The sequence below is a fragment of the Paenibacillus intestini genome (assembly GCF_030803945.1).
GTDB lineage: Bacteria > Bacillota > Bacilli > Paenibacillales > Paenibacillaceae > Paenibacillus > Paenibacillus polysaccharolyticus.
Map to the genome: position 1 here is coordinate 558,761 of NZ_JAURUN010000002.1, position 15,740 is coordinate 574,500.

17 protein-coding genes are annotated in these 15,740 nt (G+C 45.4%); 4 read left to right on the forward strand and 13 right to left on the reverse strand.

Features of this window, described 5'->3' with window-relative positions:
• Positions 1 to 37: 37 nt before the first annotated feature.
• The 3 genes from J2T16_RS07660 to J2T16_RS07670 all read right to left on the reverse strand — a co-directional run bounded on the left by J2T16_RS07660 (position 38) and on the right by J2T16_RS07670 (position 1,384).
• Positions 38 to 256: a hypothetical protein gene (locus J2T16_RS07660; protein ID WP_090924754.1), complete on the reverse strand. Its 219-nt coding sequence runs from the start codon at positions 254 to 256 to the stop codon at positions 38 to 40.
• Positions 257 to 374: 118 nt separating this feature from the next.
• Complete coding sequence (locus J2T16_RS07665) at positions 375 to 704, reverse strand: hypothetical protein (protein ID WP_024629266.1); 330 nt, start codon at positions 702 to 704, stop codon at positions 375 to 377.
• Positions 705 to 802: 98 nt separating this feature from the next.
• Complete coding sequence (locus tag J2T16_RS07670) at positions 803 to 1,384, reverse strand: xanthine phosphoribosyltransferase (protein ID WP_090924753.1); 582 nt, start codon at positions 1,382 to 1,384, stop codon at positions 803 to 805.
• Between the two features lie 204 nt (positions 1,385 to 1,588).
• Between J2T16_RS07670 and J2T16_RS07675 the strand changes: the two genes are divergently transcribed.
• Both J2T16_RS07675 and catA read left to right on the forward strand, forming a co-directional pair.
• Positions 1,589 to 2,647, forward strand: coding sequence for a YkvI family membrane protein (locus J2T16_RS07675; protein ID WP_154886543.1), 1,059 nt, complete (start codon positions 1,589 to 1,591; stop codon positions 2,645 to 2,647).
• A gap of 148 nt (positions 2,648 to 2,795) precedes the next feature.
• Positions 2,796 to 3,446, forward strand: coding sequence for a type A chloramphenicol O-acetyltransferase (catA, locus tag J2T16_RS07680; protein ID WP_499018070.1), 651 nt, complete (start codon positions 2,796 to 2,798; stop codon positions 3,444 to 3,446).
• A 68-nt stretch (positions 3,447 to 3,514) separates the two neighbouring features.
• On the opposite strand, the gene J2T16_RS07685 is transcribed toward catA, so the two are convergent.
• The 6 genes from J2T16_RS07685 to J2T16_RS07710 all read right to left on the reverse strand — a co-directional run bounded on the left by J2T16_RS07685 (position 3,515) and on the right by J2T16_RS07710 (position 10,262).
• The gene (locus J2T16_RS07685) at positions 3,515 to 4,639 is read right to left on the reverse strand and encodes a glycosyltransferase family 4 protein (RefSeq protein ID WP_336122316.1); all 1,125 of its coding nucleotides are present in this window, start codon (positions 4,637 to 4,639) and stop codon (positions 3,515 to 3,517) included.
• A gap of 373 nt (positions 4,640 to 5,012) precedes the next feature.
• Positions 5,013 to 5,558 carry a GNAT family N-acetyltransferase gene (locus tag J2T16_RS07690; RefSeq protein WP_341181864.1) on the reverse strand — a complete coding sequence of 182 codons (546 nt, stop codon included), beginning with the start codon at positions 5,556 to 5,558 and terminating at the stop codon, positions 5,013 to 5,015.
• Between the two features lie 204 nt (positions 5,559 to 5,762).
• The gene (locus tag J2T16_RS07695) at positions 5,763 to 6,854 is read right to left on the reverse strand and encodes a hypothetical protein (protein ID WP_341181863.1); all 1,092 of its coding nucleotides are present in this window, start codon (positions 6,852 to 6,854) and stop codon (positions 5,763 to 5,765) included.
• A 129-nt stretch (positions 6,855 to 6,983) separates the two neighbouring features.
• Positions 6,984 to 7,787: a Cof-type HAD-IIB family hydrolase gene (locus J2T16_RS07700; protein ID WP_253495647.1), complete on the reverse strand. Its 804-nt coding sequence runs from the start codon at positions 7,785 to 7,787 to the stop codon at positions 6,984 to 6,986.
• A 22-nt stretch (positions 7,788 to 7,809) separates the two neighbouring features.
• On the reverse strand, positions 7,810 to 8,571 hold the full coding sequence (locus J2T16_RS07705) for a pseudouridine synthase (RefSeq protein WP_336122312.1): 762 nt from the start codon (positions 8,569 to 8,571) through the stop codon (positions 7,810 to 7,812).
• Positions 8,568 to 10,262: an RsmB/NOP family class I SAM-dependent RNA methyltransferase gene (locus J2T16_RS07710; RefSeq protein ID WP_499018073.1), complete on the reverse strand. Its 1,695-nt coding sequence runs from the start codon at positions 10,260 to 10,262 to the stop codon at positions 8,568 to 8,570. The genes J2T16_RS07705 and J2T16_RS07710 overlap by 4 nt, the downstream gene beginning before the upstream one ends.
• A gap of 220 nt (positions 10,263 to 10,482) precedes the next feature.
• On the opposite strand from J2T16_RS07710, the gene J2T16_RS07715 reads away from it, so the two are divergent.
• Positions 10,483 to 11,031, forward strand: a complete 549-nt coding sequence (locus J2T16_RS07715) for a thioredoxin family protein (RefSeq protein ID WP_145412612.1) — start codon at positions 10,483 to 10,485, stop codon at positions 11,029 to 11,031.
• A 107-nt stretch (positions 11,032 to 11,138) separates the two neighbouring features.
• Here the strand turns inward: J2T16_RS07715 and J2T16_RS07720 are convergent, their stop codons facing one another.
• The 3 genes from J2T16_RS07720 to J2T16_RS07730 all read right to left on the reverse strand — a co-directional run bounded on the left by J2T16_RS07720 (position 11,139) and on the right by J2T16_RS07730 (position 13,694).
• A complete protein-coding gene (locus J2T16_RS07720) occupies positions 11,139 to 11,660 on the reverse strand; it encodes a DUF309 domain-containing protein (protein WP_090924745.1) in 522 nt (173 codons plus the stop codon).
• On the reverse strand, positions 11,647 to 12,462 hold the full coding sequence (gene yjbM / locus J2T16_RS07725; protein ID WP_090924744.1) for a GTP diphosphokinase: 816 nt from the start codon (positions 12,460 to 12,462) through the stop codon (positions 11,647 to 11,649). Before yjbM ends, J2T16_RS07720 begins: the two co-directional genes overlap by 14 nt.
• A gap of 134 nt (positions 12,463 to 12,596) precedes the next feature.
• Entirely contained in the window at positions 12,597 to 13,694 is a 1,098-nt protein-coding gene (locus J2T16_RS07730) for a quinone-dependent dihydroorotate dehydrogenase (RefSeq protein ID WP_499018194.1), read from the reverse strand.
• A gap of 255 nt (positions 13,695 to 13,949) precedes the next feature.
• On the opposite strand from J2T16_RS07730, the gene J2T16_RS07735 reads away from it, so the two are divergent.
• The gene (locus J2T16_RS07735; RefSeq protein ID WP_167375854.1) at positions 13,950 to 14,087 is read left to right on the forward strand and encodes a hypothetical protein; all 138 of its coding nucleotides are present in this window, start codon (positions 13,950 to 13,952) and stop codon (positions 14,085 to 14,087) included.
• 86 nt (positions 14,088 to 14,173) lie between these two features.
• On the opposite strand, the gene J2T16_RS07740 is transcribed toward J2T16_RS07735, so the two are convergent.
• Positions 14,174 to 15,613, reverse strand: coding sequence for a L,D-transpeptidase (locus J2T16_RS07740; RefSeq protein WP_154960068.1), 1,440 nt, complete (start codon positions 15,611 to 15,613; stop codon positions 14,174 to 14,176).
• Between the last annotated feature and the right edge of the window lie 127 nt (positions 15,614 to 15,740).

Genomic DNA, 15,740 nt, shown 5'->3' on the forward strand with positions numbered 1-15,740 from the left:
GGTAACGTGAATCCGTTAAGCTAAGCACTCATGTCATTTATTCACTTAAAACACTTTGACGAGGCTCACTGAACAGCTGATAACGGTAAGACCGATCCAGCTTCACAACACGGCGATTTTGCCTGCGAATAAGTACTTGCTCATCATCCCAAGCTACCACGATGCCCGTTACATCATTAGACTCCAGTTCATCCCGCACTACTCTTACCTTCTCCCCTGACAAACGCAGGGCATCCAATTCTGTATCACTAATCATGTCATAACTCCTATACTCAAATTTCTTTACAAAAAGAGACCTAAATGAAAAGTCATTTAGGTCTCACGTGACTGTATTGGACTGTCATGTCATTCGAAAAAAATGTCCCGACTGAGAGTTACCGCTGCGCGTGCTCTTTGCTGTCGTTCTTCTCGAACCAAAAATCAAGCACTTTGGCGGACATCACACGTTCTTCAAGGTACTCTACTTGGTGCGGTGTAAATTGTTCTTTCCAAGAGAAGGACAACTCTTCACACAAGCCTACAATCGTCAGTAATTCTGACCAGGCAACATAGCGTTTGTACCAGAAAAATTGAGGATGTTCAATCATATAGGGATAAAGGTCATCGAATTCCGTATGTTTACAATCCAGGGCACGTTCAAAATGAACTTTCGATTCCGCCAGCTTATCAATAAAAAATTGTTCTGTTGCCGGTTGGTTCCCCATGGTGTTGCCTCCTCTCCCTAACATAACCCCATTATAAAGGAAATCTAAGACCATGCAAAGTCATACTTCAAAAATTAGGCCCAATTTCCTTCAAAAAGTCACATTTCATTATCGTCGAATTGCACGGTGCCATTATTCAGTGAACGAATTCGTACAAGAGCTTCTACTGGAATCCCTTGTTCACGGATGGTGCGAGCACCAGCCTGGAAGCTCTTCTCCACCACAACACCAAATCCCACAAGTTCTGCGCCGGAACGCTCAATAATTTTAATTACGCCGCGGGCGGCATCTCCGTTTGCAATAATGTCATCAATGAACAAAATGCGGTCATTTTCATGAATGTATTCGCGAGACACCATAATATCCGTTACGATTCCTTTCGTAAAGGATGGTACACGTTCGCAGTAGGCATCAGGATCGGCCAGAAGCGTTTTTTTGCGGCGGGCAAATACCAAAGGTACTCCCAGTTCATGTGCTGCGGCAAAAGCAACCGGAATCCCTGATGATTCCACCGTAATCACACGAGTAACTCCACTCTCGCGAAAACGAGCAGCAAACTCCCGTCCCATCTCCATCGTTAATGCAGGATCAATCTGATGGTTCAGAAGACCATCCAGTTTCAATACCTGATCCGAGATGACGACACCCTCTTGTAAAATTCGTTGTTTTAATACGTCCATGATTTGACCTCCCAAGCCTATCCTATGAGGTATAAAGTATCATATATCCAGCTACAAGTTCAAGCGAAATCAACCCTAAGTCAACAGAACCTGATAATTCAGAGTCATTAGCCGATCCTGCAGTCATGACTTTCATTGGTCAAGCATAACTTGTACTATGGTACCCGCATGTCCAACAATCCCGGGACCTGAAAGGGGAAACACATGAAACAGGTATTCCGGGTGCTACAGATTGCATTCACATACATCGGAACTGTTGTCGGGGCCGGCTTTGCCACAGGACAGGAAATATTGCAGTTTTTTACCCAATATGGCAAGTGGGCCACAATCACCATTGCTTTGTCCACCATGCTCTTTGTCTGGCTCGGAACCAAAATGATGCTCATTGCTCATGATACCCGTTCGCGTTCCTATGAGGATCTTAACAAACATCTGTTTGGTCACAAAGCTGGCAAATGGATTACATGGATTACTCTTATTGTTCTGATCGGTGTAAACAGCGTGATGCTCGCCGGGGCGGGTTCTGTCTTTATGGAACATCTGGGTTTGCACTACCAAACAGGTTTGATCATCACTTTGATCGGTACATATCTTCTTCTGGGACGCGGAATGCAGGCGATTCTGCAAATGAACAGTATTGTGGTACCCATGATGCTTCTGCTGTCCCTGCTTATGATTTTCAGTACGCTACATCATCCGGGTGTCTTTCGTTTTGTCACACTGACAACAGATAGCAATCCGTTTCAGGTATGGATTTCCCCATTACTTTACACTGCATTTAACCTTGCGCTCGCTCAAGCGGTACTTGTACCTGTAGGCAATCAGATTCGTCATCGCAATACATTAAAATGGGGCGGAATTCTAGGCGGGATTGGCGTAGGTTTTATGCTGATGGCAGCCCATTTTGCAATGTCGGCCCAGATGCCAGGCATCGTACAGTTTGAAATCCCTATGGGAAGTATCGCTTTTCAACTGGGATGGATAGTGCAATCTGTATATGTCTCATTGATTTTCATGGAAATATTTACAACGTTTGTTGCCGACATCTACGGCATGACTTTGCAACTTAGACAACATATCGATGTTCATCCCCGGTTGATTACACTAGTCATCATGATGTTATGTTACTCGTTTAGCCAATTTGGATTCAGCTCCCTTTTATCCGTTCTTTATCCCATTTTCGGATGCATGGCACTCTTTTGGGCGGGTAAGCTCATTAGGGATCGCTGGGGTACATTTCGTGGTCGGAATAATATGAATTGAAGGCGTAGATATGAGGTTGAAGCCGTTTAAATGGATAAAGTTATGGTACAATTTAAAGTAAACCTTAGTAAAGGATGGGTTCTGATGAAAAAAGCAGACAACTTGGCCTCCTAAATTCGTTTTAGATAAAATTTAGGAGGCTCATCTAATGAATTTTAACAAAATTGATTTTAACACTTGGAATAGAACAGACATATTTCATCACTATATGAATCAAAATACTTCATTCAGCCTAACCAATGAAATGGATGTAACTGCTGTATATCAACTCATCAAACAAAAAGAATATCGATTCTATCCTGCATTTATCTTTTTAATTTCAAGTGTGGTTAACTCAAATCGTGCTTTTAGAACGGGTTACAACAAGGATGGAGATCTGGGATATTGGGATATGCTGGAACCGCTCTATACCATCTTTGATCACTCATCTGAGTCGTTCTCTGCCATTTGGACTCGTGTTACCGATGATTTCAACACGTTTCAAGATGCCTACATTATCGATGTAGAAAAATATAAACGTTCAGGCAAATTGTTTCCCAAGACACCTATACCTGAAAATGTGTTTTCCCTTTCGACGATTCCTTGGACATCTTTTACTGGATTTAACTTAAATATCAACAATAATAACCGTTACCTTCTTCCCATCATTACGGCAGGGGGATTCATCCACAAAGGTAATTCGGTATTTTTACCATTATCACTACAGGTTCATCACTCAGTTTGTGATGGGTACCATGCCGGATTGTTCATGAATGCTGTTCAGGAATTAGCAAACAATCCAGAGGATTGGCTGTTGTAAAATCCGTTATATACAAAAAGGCCGCTGTATCACTACAGCGGCTTGTTTCATATATTTGCTTTCCCGTTTTACGCCTGAAATTGCAAGTACATTTTTTTCAAATCATTCACCGATCTACCCAGCGAGTAAAATGTTTTGGCTTTTTCACAAGCGGAACGAGCCAGTTCATAGCGATATGCCGGGTCCAGCATGACCTTTTCCAAGGCATCAGCCAGCGCAGTTGGATCTTCAGGCGGTACGAGCAGTCCATTTACACCATCCTCAATCTGTTCAGGGATTCCCCCCACATCGGTGCCTACAAGCGCCAGACAGCTAAGCGCCGCTTCGGCGAACACTGAACCGAAGGCTTCTGCACGCGATGGCAGTACAAACACATCAAAGAATGGCATAAACTCTTCAGGATGTAGCGTATATCCATAAAAAATCGTTTCATTATAAATTCCCAGACGCTGTGCGAGCTCTTCCAGATCAGGACGAATTGGTCCATCTCCAATAATATGAAGTACATAATCATGTCCCCTATCCTTTAACTCCGCACACGCTTTAAACAAAATATCTAGCCCCTTGGCAGGAACAAGCCGGCAGACCGTTACCAGTTGCGGGACCGCATTATCATGGGGAATCGGTTTGAACCGCTTCTCATCAAAACCATTAGGAATAATGCCGATGCGGTCTGGATGTTTCACATACGGGCTCAAATATCGACGGAACGAATCAGATACCGTTAGCAGACGCTCGGCACGATACTCAAGCTCTCCATAGATGGCCTGCAGGAATTGATGTTCCAGCCCATCAGGCTCTATACGGCCATTCAAAATAAGCTCTCTCTCATAACTGGAGTGAATGGTTTGAATGAGGGGAACCTCAGGAAACACCGACTTCATGGCAAGCCCTGCAATAGGATGATGCGCATGAATCAGATCATAGGGCTTCTGAATGCGAAGCTTGGTCCACCATAGATAGTCACGATATGTCTGAATATACTTTTGTACCACAGGACTATCCTGATAGAGGGTCCAGTCAAACGTATCAAACTGTACTTCCTCTCTCCCTTTGTTACGAATACGTTTGGGCAAGGAAAACAGGTCCATCTCCCATCTTGGGCTTGCAAACCTCTCCTGCATATAAGGAATCATAGAGGATACACCTCCGGGCTGCTCTGGAGGAAAGAATAGAGCCTGTAGCAATTTCAACGTCATTATCCCCCTTTCCAACTTCATTTCTCTTTTTCCACATTTATTTATGATATATTAGAACATATGTTCAGTAAAGCGGCTCTTGAGCCTCCAACTCCGTTCTTTACACGAAAATGTATTTTCATGCATTTTATTGCATATCATTAATGTTTATTATGACATAGAAAAGCAAGAACATCCACCGCTTTGACAACTTAATTATTGAGTCGTATATACAACATATTCAGTCAACTCCACATGCAGAAGCTTATGTTTTACATTTGTCTCTTCATCAAAGGACTAAGCTGAGTATAGAAAACTAGACGCACAAGTGTTAACAGCTTCCAGGTCCTTCCTCATGACGTTCTCAACAACTCGTCACGAATTCTTGCTACAATTCAACCGGTTTCTCGTAAATGCTGAACCCATCATGCTTACCTGCATAGCCGAATCCATTTCCTGCATAAAACGTGTTTAATGTGACATTGTCAGCCCCGCAATCCAATCGTACGAGAGACTTATTTGCGAATTGTATGCCACGACTCGACCATTCCAATATGGACTTCCCCAGACCTGTTCGAGCATATTTTCTTCGTATGGCAAGTCGATGTAGATAGAGCGCCCCATCTTCCGCGTGGGCCTGATCTCCCCACAGCTTGAGATCCCATGGACTTGGCTTCTGCATGAGAATGACCATTCCAGCAATCTGCGCTTCTTTTTTGAAAACAAAGACGTCCCCTCGGCGAATGGCCGAAGGTGTATCATGAGAATCTTCCCCTTGTAACAATGCATTCCATTGGGAAGAGCCTTTACTTTTCAACCAGGATGCCGTCTCTGCAAGCAATGAGAGCACCTCTTCCGTGTCCTCCGGCTGTGCTTGAACAGCTTCAAAGCCATCATTAATGTACTGGCTGTGAATGGTGAATGTGTGTGTCATCATGTCCCTCCTATATGCTCTAGTTTCGACTGCTCGCTTCCCTTGGTTTGGACTACGTCCAAATCCAAAAGTCGCTCCCATTCGATACCATCGCAACTTCATTAATTAAAGAACTAGTCGTAATATACCGAGAAAAGTTTTTTTCGTCAAAATCAAAACCAAAAAGCATAAAGACAAAAAAAATGGATAAAAGGCTTTCGCCTCTTACCCATCCATTCTGGCTTCATCAATAATTTGATTCCTGTACAGCATGGTGAGATGTAATGAGTCGAATTCAATCTCTCTGTTTAGCTCCCTCATTAGCACTTCTACCAGGGTTTTACGCTGTTCACTTGTGCCTGGTACATCGTAATCCATATAACCTGTCAGATCGGAATGTGACGTATCGATGGTCGCTGTGCCCACGGGCAGACCTCCGCGCTCCTGAACGAAAAGATCATAGATTCTGAACTCCCGATCCTTGTTCCTGAGCATTACATAACATGCTTCTTCCGCCTCTTCTGGCTCAATCATATCTCCGATCGCATCAATGGAGTTATCTTGCTCTTCATCTTCCTCCAGCTCTTCGGAAAAATCACGATGCACCCATTCTAGCGTCTGCAACTCGTTCCCCTGATGCCATATCCGAATGGTAATCGTATCAATGATCTCCTCATCCAGTTCCCGTACAAGCAATTCTGCCGCAGCTTCCTGTACCATGTCGTCAGGTTCTTCGTACCAGTGAATCTCCCCCTGTGCATCGGCTCCATACTGTTTGAGCGTAGCCTCTGCTACCTCTTCCCCTTCAACATCATTGAATACATAGCTAGATAAGTTACGACCGGCACTGATCATCTCCATTTCCAGCAAATGTTCCTGGTCTTCATATGTAAACGATCCATCCCGAGATGCGGGAATGATATTCAGCTCGCCTGGAAAGTCATCACCATAACGGCTCTCTTCGTCATACAGGTCATCATCTTCCGTAGCCGCAGTTCCGCGATAAGACCATAACGTCTCCTCACTTCGTTCCGCTGGTTGCAGGACGGAATACAACGCGCCACAGGTCACCAAAACTTCATAGTAGGATGCCGCCACCGCATCTGCAAGCGCACGAACATAAGCATGTACCTTATCAATAATGAGCTGCTCTACTTCCTCTTCTATAGACTCCTGTTCCAGTTGAAGGCTGCCTGACAGACGCTCCCCTTCTCTGTAGATCAGTAAAAGCGAGCCTGTATATCTGCCATCTACCATAATATCCTGCACTTCACCACTTGCTGTGCGCAGATCCGCCGTTAAATCAATCTGTACCATTGACAGTCCTCCTCATTCCTAACGTATTCTCTTAGGATGCCCCTAGAGACAGTAGTTTATGAGGCACTGTACATTTTCGAACGATGATGGAGCCTTTTTCGTAGATCAAGTAAGGAAGAAGCGGAAGATTTATACGGACAAAATATACTTGTGGATCGCGTGCGCAACCCCTTCATCATTGTTGGACAAGGTCACTTCATCGGATGCGGCCTTAACCTCTTCTGGAGAGTTATCCATCGCAATCCCTTTACCGGCAAAAGTGAGCATCGTAATATCATTGAAATAGTTACCAATGGCCATGATCTCGGATGGCACAATACCTTTGGAATCAGCCAGCCTTTTAAGCGCCGTACCTTTGGAAGCTTCGGGATGCATCAGATCAATGAAAAAGTCACCGCTACGTGTCATGTAATACGGCAGATTCCAGGACGTCCACTCGCGCTGGACCATATCCATCTGCTCGATGGGGCCAAAAGCTGTAAACTTCGCCAGAGGTTCAGTCATATCTGCCCAACGGGGTAGCTTAAGCGGCTCAGCCAGGAAATTATAATACATCTGCCTTACCTGTAATTCCAAACCTTCGGGTTGATCCACATATAGACCAAAGGCGGTATTGATGTCAAAATGCACATCATTTTCACGGCAGTACGTCATAATAGGTTCAAGTCCCTGGGTATCCAGAGCAAACTGATGAATAACTTCACGTGTCTCCACATGCGCAGTAACCGCACCATTATGCGTGATAACATAACCATTCAGACCCATCTGTTTCATAAAAGGAATCGTGTTGGCCGGGCCTCGGCCTGAACAAAGCACAATCTCTGCCCCTTGGCGTGAGGCCTGAATCAGTGTTTCTTGTGTCCATTCAGTCAATTCATGATCATCATTCAATAAAGTTCCGTCAACATCCAGTGCAATCAATTTGTACGTCATATGCTTCTCATCCCATCTGTGTTTAGTTGGTTGCATTGTTATTTCGCAAACAAGTCAGCTCTTCTGCAGTTAACTCGCGGTAACTCCCGATTGCCAGATCGGAATCCAGCTTAAGTTCTCCCATGGCTACACGTTTCAAATAGATGACACGTTTGTCCACAGCCTGGAACATGCGTTTGACCTGATGAAACTTCCCCTCATGGATAATAAGCGAAATAAGCGATACGATGCCTTCATCTGTTTCTTCATATCCCAGCACAGTCAGCTCCGCCGGCATGGCCTCATACCCGTCATCGAGTCTAACGCCGGCTGCGAAACGCTGCACGTCATCCACATCCACTTTCCCGAGCACCCGTGCTTCGTATGTTTTGGGTACATGTTTTCGAGGCGATAACAGATCATGGGCAAGAGGGCCATCATTTGTCAAAATAAGAAGTCCCTCCGTATCTTTGTCCAGCCTCCCTACCGGGAATGGTTGAAAGATCCGATCTTCTTTGCGCAGCAGATCCAGCACCGTTTTATCCCGAGCATCTTCCGTCGCAGATACAACACCGGGCGGTTTGTGAAGCATCAGATAGATCATTTCACGGTAAACAATCCGCTCACCATCCGCTTCAATGATGTTTATTGCCGGATCAACCTGAATGCCGCTGTCCTTTACCGCTTTGCTATCCACATGAATACGTCCCTGCTTCACCATTTTTTTAAGCTCGCTGCGTGTACCTACACCCATATGACTCAAAATTTTATCCAATCGCTGTGTTTGTTTGCCTTTCCCACTCATACCGATGTCCACCTCCATCCTGCAGGGTATTCATTTTTCAATACACCATCCAGCCATTTGCCCCAGCCGGCCGCATATCCATCCACGCATACGAGCACATACCCCTTAGGCGCTGCTCCTTCCAGAAGGTTAAGCCGTTCTTGCTCTATATTCAGCGTTTCCCCTTTCAAGTACCTTACTGCTTCTCCATCTTCAGAAGACAGATGCACACTTCGATGTGCCTCGGATGCACGCAAAGCGCACGCCAGGGGATGGGACGGAACGAATCTCCCATTTTTAACCGTGCCCATAAACCATCCGGGGCGAATCACTTTCAACCCTTCCAGACGGGCAGCACCTACCGTTGACTGGTATACACGATCCCCGTAACATACCGTTTCACCTTCAAGCGGTATAACCAGATTCTCATTTACAAACTGAGCATAGACCGCTAATGGATCAACGGAGCTGGAATCCGAAGCTCTTCCTTGCCCTCGGTCAGACTTGCGACCACCAGCCTCTTTCCCTTTCTTGCCTGGTTTCGCGGTGTGTTTACCACCGCGTGTACTTTTGTCGTTGCTTGCTCTAGATTCAACCCGTAACAAACGTTCCTTTTTACGATCGGCTTTGGTTATAGGAAGCGAAGCCGATCGTAAAAAGGAACGATCCTCACTCGGTTCATGCAACAATCCGGACTCAGGCACACGTTGTCCAGCACCACGTTTTTCTTCATGTAACTCTTTACCTAACTCTAGATTAGATTCATCAGAGTGTTTGATCACAGCAACATAATGTCCCTCTCCTTCTAACAAGTGAGGCCACAATCGGGCTGTACCGCGCGTTTGATCCAGCACTTCTTCTGTCTCCGTCGCCTGATCTGGCAACATCTCACGCACCCAATCCGGACGTCCTGGGGCAAATCCAGCGGTATCAGCAATATTAACTACAGCAAAATCACGATTTAACTTCAAAAACTCGGCAATCATCGCTTCGTTTTCCTCCGGCGCAAAGGTACAGGTCGAATAAACAATCGTTCCTCCTGGAGCCAATAACCGCGCTGCCGTTTCGAGAATATCTCGCTGCATCAACACACACTTCTCCACAGAATGATGTTCCCAGGATTTCACCATGTCTTCATCCTTACGGAACATGCCTTCGCCTGAGCACGGTGCATCGATCAACACTTTATCAAAATAATGAGGAAACGCATCCGCGATGCGCTCAGGTGACTCATTCAGCACAACGGCATTTCTTACGCCGTACAGCTCCACGTTTTTGGCAAGTGCTTTGGTACGCTCTGAATGAATGTCATTCGTGACAAGCACCCCCTTACCTTGCAACTTGGCAGCAATCTGGGTTGATTTCCCCCCAGGAGCAGCACACAAGTCGAGTACGCGATCTCCAGGCTGGACGTTCAGTTGCTCCACGGGAGCCATTGCACTCGGTTCCTGAATATAATAGAGACCCGCGTGGTAATAGGGATGCAGGCCAGGCTTCACCCCATGAGGCACGTAAAAACCAGTTTCGCACCACGGAATAGGTCTTAAGTCAAACGGGGCAATCTCTTTAAATTGTTCCATTGATATTTTAAGCGTATTTACGCGGAGCCCGGCATGCGGGGATTGTTCATACGATTGTATAAAAGATTCAAATTCATCGCCAAGCAAACGTTTCATTCGCTCTGCGAAGTCCAAAGGCAACTGTACGGCCATAGTTCCACTCATCCTATCCTGTTAAAATGACATATTGCTCTATGTTATCATATCCTGATTTTGCTTGCCTATCCTATCATGTGTATTCCACTACAGCGTGTAATGTAGTATAATGCTAATAGATTGTTTTATCAGCAAAAATTCGGTTGTTTATGCATATTATCCCAGCCTGCATTTTTGTTGCAAATTTTATCTCGATATGAAAAATGGGGGATGAACAATGAATTCCAAGAAGAAAAAGAAAAGCGCCACAATCCTTATCTTCCTCGGCATACTAGTCGTCATGATTGCTGCGCTGGTTCTCGTGAACCAACAATCCAAGAAACAGATGGATACTGTAGAAAACGCTTATGGCATTGCAGCTTCCAAGCTTAATCCGGCTACACGGGAATTGCTCAAAGATCCCAACTATCAACAAATCATCCTGCCGGCTGATCTGAAAGCTAGAATCGATAACAAGGATAGCTTCTTTGTTTATTTCTTCGCTTCCGACTGTTCACACTGCCGTGCAACGACACCACAATTGATGCCGCTGGTAGACAGTGAAGGAATTAAGCTTCCACAGTTTAACCTGCGCGAGTTCGAATCCGGCTGGACAGATTACAACATTGAATTCACACCTACTCTCGTTTATTACCAAGATGGCGTTGAGAAAGACCGCATGGTTGGCGGTTTGAAAGAGAACGGAAGCGACAACGGTTATACTCTGGACGACTACAAGCAATTTTTTGATAAGTATAAAGGCAGTGCAACTCCAAGTAAAAGCTAGTTCAATGAACTTTGGTAAAATTAAATTCAATAAACCAAAAACACCCCGATCATTCCTGTAAAGGAATCGTCGGGGTGTCTTGTTATACAAACATAGGATGTAGGACCCTAATTATTTGCTTGATGATTAGCGTTCTCGTCATGCTCATGTAACTCCGTCTGCTGTAGTGCCTTCATTTTCTCTTCGTAAATTCGTCCCCGGGTTGGACTTCGCCGTTGCGGAACATTAGGTTTCAGCTCCAGCGACCTTTTCTGTATATGCTGTACAAGTGCCTTATCCTCAATAAGGATAGACAGATCACGATACTCCAGTTTTTCAGAATCATGATCTTGTAACTCGTTTACAATTCTGTGAACGTCAGCTTTCAAATCGCCCAGATGGATACCGAGAATACTGTCAGGATACGATTCCAGTAGTTCGAGAGAACTTTGCAGCATCATTCGTCCACCGCGAAAATTACGATTTCTATAGTGATACAGTCCCACCGCGATTTGCAGCAGGCCTTTGTATAGCGGGTCTCGGTCTCGTTCCAACCACAATTCTTCAAGCACCTCATGACACTCGAAATAATCCCGATCCCGATTAAAATAAATCAGATAATCAATGTAGAGCGGTTCATAACTGCTCATCTGGATTTTCGCCCTTTCTGGCGTTGTTCAGAAGTTCCTTCACATCATCCAGCAGCACTTTGAGCCCCTCCATATCATTCCGTTCCCAGCAGTCATTGAATCGTCTCTGTGCTTCAATTGCCTCATGAACCAGATGATAGAAATACAGCTGTTGAATGATACTGAGCGTTCTTGACACAATATTGGAATCATCCTCGAAAGCCTTCTGCGCTTCCAGAATCTGCAGACGGATCGCTGACATCTCATTATCGAGGACGAAAGCGGCCTCCGCTGTTTTCTTAAGTCTCGCTCGCATGTCTTCCGGCAGACTTTCCCGGTATTTATAGCTCAAAGAATGTTCAATCGTTGCCCAAAAATTCATGGCAAGTGTCCGAATCTGAATTTCGGCAAGCACTTTTTTCTGCCCCAAGGCCGTCTGTACAGGATACTCAATGATCATATGAAAACTGCGATAACCACTTTCTTTGAAGTTGGTTATATAATCTTTTTCAATCAATACGGTTAAATCTTTCCGTGCTCTGATGTACTCGGCAACACGCCGAATATCATCCACGAATTGACACATAATCCGAATACCCGCAATATCCTCTATCCCCGTCTCCACATCATCCAGTGCCACATTCAGACGTCTTGATTTTTCCAGAATACTGGAGATTTTTTTGACACGGCCCGTAACGAATTCTATCGGGGCATATTCTTCCCGTTTCTTCAATTCGGCCCGCATCGTTTTGAATTTGACCTTCAATTCCTCTACCGCTTGTTCATAAGGAAGTAAAAATGTACCCCAGTCTCTACCGTCCATCGTTAAGCCTCCTGTCTCTATAGCATCCCCTGTTCTTATCCATTATACATGATGTTTGCCGGGGGGAAGAGTCCCGATCCATTCTACACTCTCCCACGCTTCTATTATTCCGTGTTCTGGGGGTATATCGCTCTTTAACGGTGGTCTGCACCAACCGCCTCTGAAATATGATGATATCCGTCCCTACGCAGTAATTCGCGCAATCCAGCATGGATTTTACGGTTTACTTCTGGTCCTTCATAGATTAACGCAGTATAGATTTCTACCAGGCTTGCTCCGGCTTTAATTTTCTCATAAGCATCCTCACTGGTAAAAATGCCACCGGAGCCGATGATGGGGAGCTTGCCTTCAGTCTGTCTGTATACCTGACGAATGATTTCTGTTGAACGTTCACGTAGCGGCTTTCCACTGAGCCCGCCCGTTTCCTTCGCGTGCTGATGCGAGAGACCTTCACGACTAATCGTTGTATTCGTTGCAATGATACCCGACACCCCACTCGCCGCAATCGTCCCAACCATATATTCGAGTTCTTGCTCATTCACGTCAGGAGCTATTTTGACAAGCACGGATTTGGCTGCTCCACCAACCTTAGCCTGTTGGCGATTCATCTCTTCCATCACTGCAGCCAGCAGTTCTTTCAATTCATTCCCATGTTGCAGATTACGCAAATCCGGTGTATTTGGTGAACTGATATTGACCACAAACAAATCGGCATAAGTATATAACGCTTGTATACATTTCGCATAATCCAGATGAGCTTCCTCATTTGGAGTGACTTTATTTTTCCCAATATTGACCGCTACAGGGATACGACGTTCTTGCAGACGCGCCAGTTCTCCTGCCATCGCTTCTGCACCGAGATTGTTGAAGCCCATCCGGTTCACCAGCGCTTCATCTGGCGGTAAACGGAATAGGCGGGGTTGATCGTTGCCAGACTGTGCGAGCGGTGTCACCGTTCCAACCTCCATAAATCCGAACCCAATCGAAGAGAAACCGGTAACAGCCTGTCCGTTTTTATCCAGACCTGCGGCTAGACCAACCGGTGTAGGAAAATGACAACCGAACATGTCCACCGCCAGATCCGGGGTTTCACGCACGCCGTACATGACACGTAGTCCGGATGGAACTGGACGGACACTACCCACACCGCTTAGGCCACCAATAATCAGATGATGGGCCTGTTCAGGGTCCATTTTAAACAATAAAGGTTTAGCAAGACTTTTGTATAACAAATCACTCACTCCGTTCTGGTTCGGTACGCCATATGGCCGCTCTCCGTCTCTTATATGTAAAAAAACTCTACACACAAGTCTAGCCGTTTCTCCTTCAAAAAGAAAGTCATTTACGCATAGACAAACAAATTTCAAATCAGATGATCTAAGCATAAGAAATCGACCTACCCACTGGAAATAGCAGGCTGAATTCTTTACAATGAAAGCATGGTTACTCTAGACCATTTCGATACCTATGAAGGAGGAAAAAAAGCCATGGCTCAGAAACGTAAACCACCTGCATTGCAACAAAAAAAAGAAGAGGTCAATCGCAAAGCCATCATATGGACAGCAGCCAGCGTTGGCGGTTTGATCGTTATCATTGGTGCTTTGCTTATTATTGCCAATATGTAGTTGAATCAGCATCCACTAACCGAACTTACATATAGTAATCTCTGAGCTTAAAGGGAACTTTACGATTATATCAGAGAACTGCAGGGTCAATTTAGCCAGTGATATGTTTTGTTTGGATTGTTCTGCTGAGGAACAAGTTTGTACTTATACCGCTGTTCGGCTTTTGGCACAGATGTTAGCTCTGGGAGCAGATTTTTACCAATGCGCACCGGAGTTCCTTGCGGAGCAAGAGCGAACAACTCTTCCACATCCGCTTTGCTCATCCTCACACATCCAAGGGACTCATCAAGGCCGATGCTATCAGGCTCATTAGTCCCGTGGATGGCATAATTCGTATTCGAGAGCTGCATGCCTCGAGTTCCGAACTCTCCATTAGAGTGGCCATTCGGATTAACCACTTTGTCCGTAATGACATAAGAGCCCTCAGGCGTCCGCTCTCCGCCCAGACCCACTTCATACATTCGAATGATCGTATCCCCGCTGATGAGTGCCAACCTGTGGTTACTCTTGTCGATCACAATCTCAAACGGCTCTTCAAAAAAAGGCTGTCCCCCTAACGTATCAGCAAACGGTGCCTTTTTCGTCTTGGATGACCCGGTAGCCTGTTGTTTCCCGTTACCGTTAGAACTTGCCTCTTGAGCCTTGGATTGATGAGTGGCTAACAGCTGTGGAAACATCTCACTCATTTCAGCTGAAGTTTCTCCCAAAATATTGTTAGGAAACGGCTGGGCCAGTGCTGTGACAGTCTTTGGCCAGGATTTGTGTTGTTTATGATATGAAAGGATTGCACTTGACAACGCTGCGGCTGTCTCCTGTTTAGCTGTCCACGCGGATGCCATACGTTTGATCTTAGAGGATACTTTAGGCGGTTCACAGTTACATTGTTCTGCATCATAACTTTGGGCCGTGAGCTTGCCTTTTTCATTGGTCTGCATAATGTATTTGACTGGCATATCCCGCTTCCAGACAGACCATTTCTCTGAGGTCTGCATGCCGAGAACAGCCGTCGTATTCATTCCGGCACCTGATCCGGACCAGGCAGCAGCAAGAGCATCCCCTCCATCATTTCCATTGCCAAATCCGGCCGCTGTGAATACATTGCTCTGCTCTGTGGACGTTGGACTCACTCCTTGTTGCTCTTTAGCAAGCTCTGCAGGAGGTGTGTCGTCCTCTGACTCCAGGGCTTCAGACAGGGCATCCGTCGCCCCTTTATGGGCACCAGGGGCATCTGCAGGCGGTAAACCCGCTAAAAGTAGTACCATTAACAGAGTCAGCCACATTTTGCGTCTGCGTTTCTTTTTCTCCTTAAGCTCAGACATCTCTACTAACTTATCCTGATAGTCCATCCATATGTCAGCAGGGGCTTTACTCCGCTCGAAAGCTTCATACACTTCGCCCGCTTGCTGAAAACAATAATTGGCCTTTCCTTCCTGTCCTTCGCCAAGGTACTCTTTGCCTAACAAATACCATGCCATTTTATTATCTGGATGTTTCTTGACATATGACCTTAGATCCGTATTTTGCATCTAATCCTCCACTATTCCGGCTTAAGCTTATAGAGTTATATATCGGCATCCAGCGTCAAAATATGCATAGGACTTCAGTACTTGGTACTAACCATTTGAATTTAACATATAAAAAAGCACACCTCCT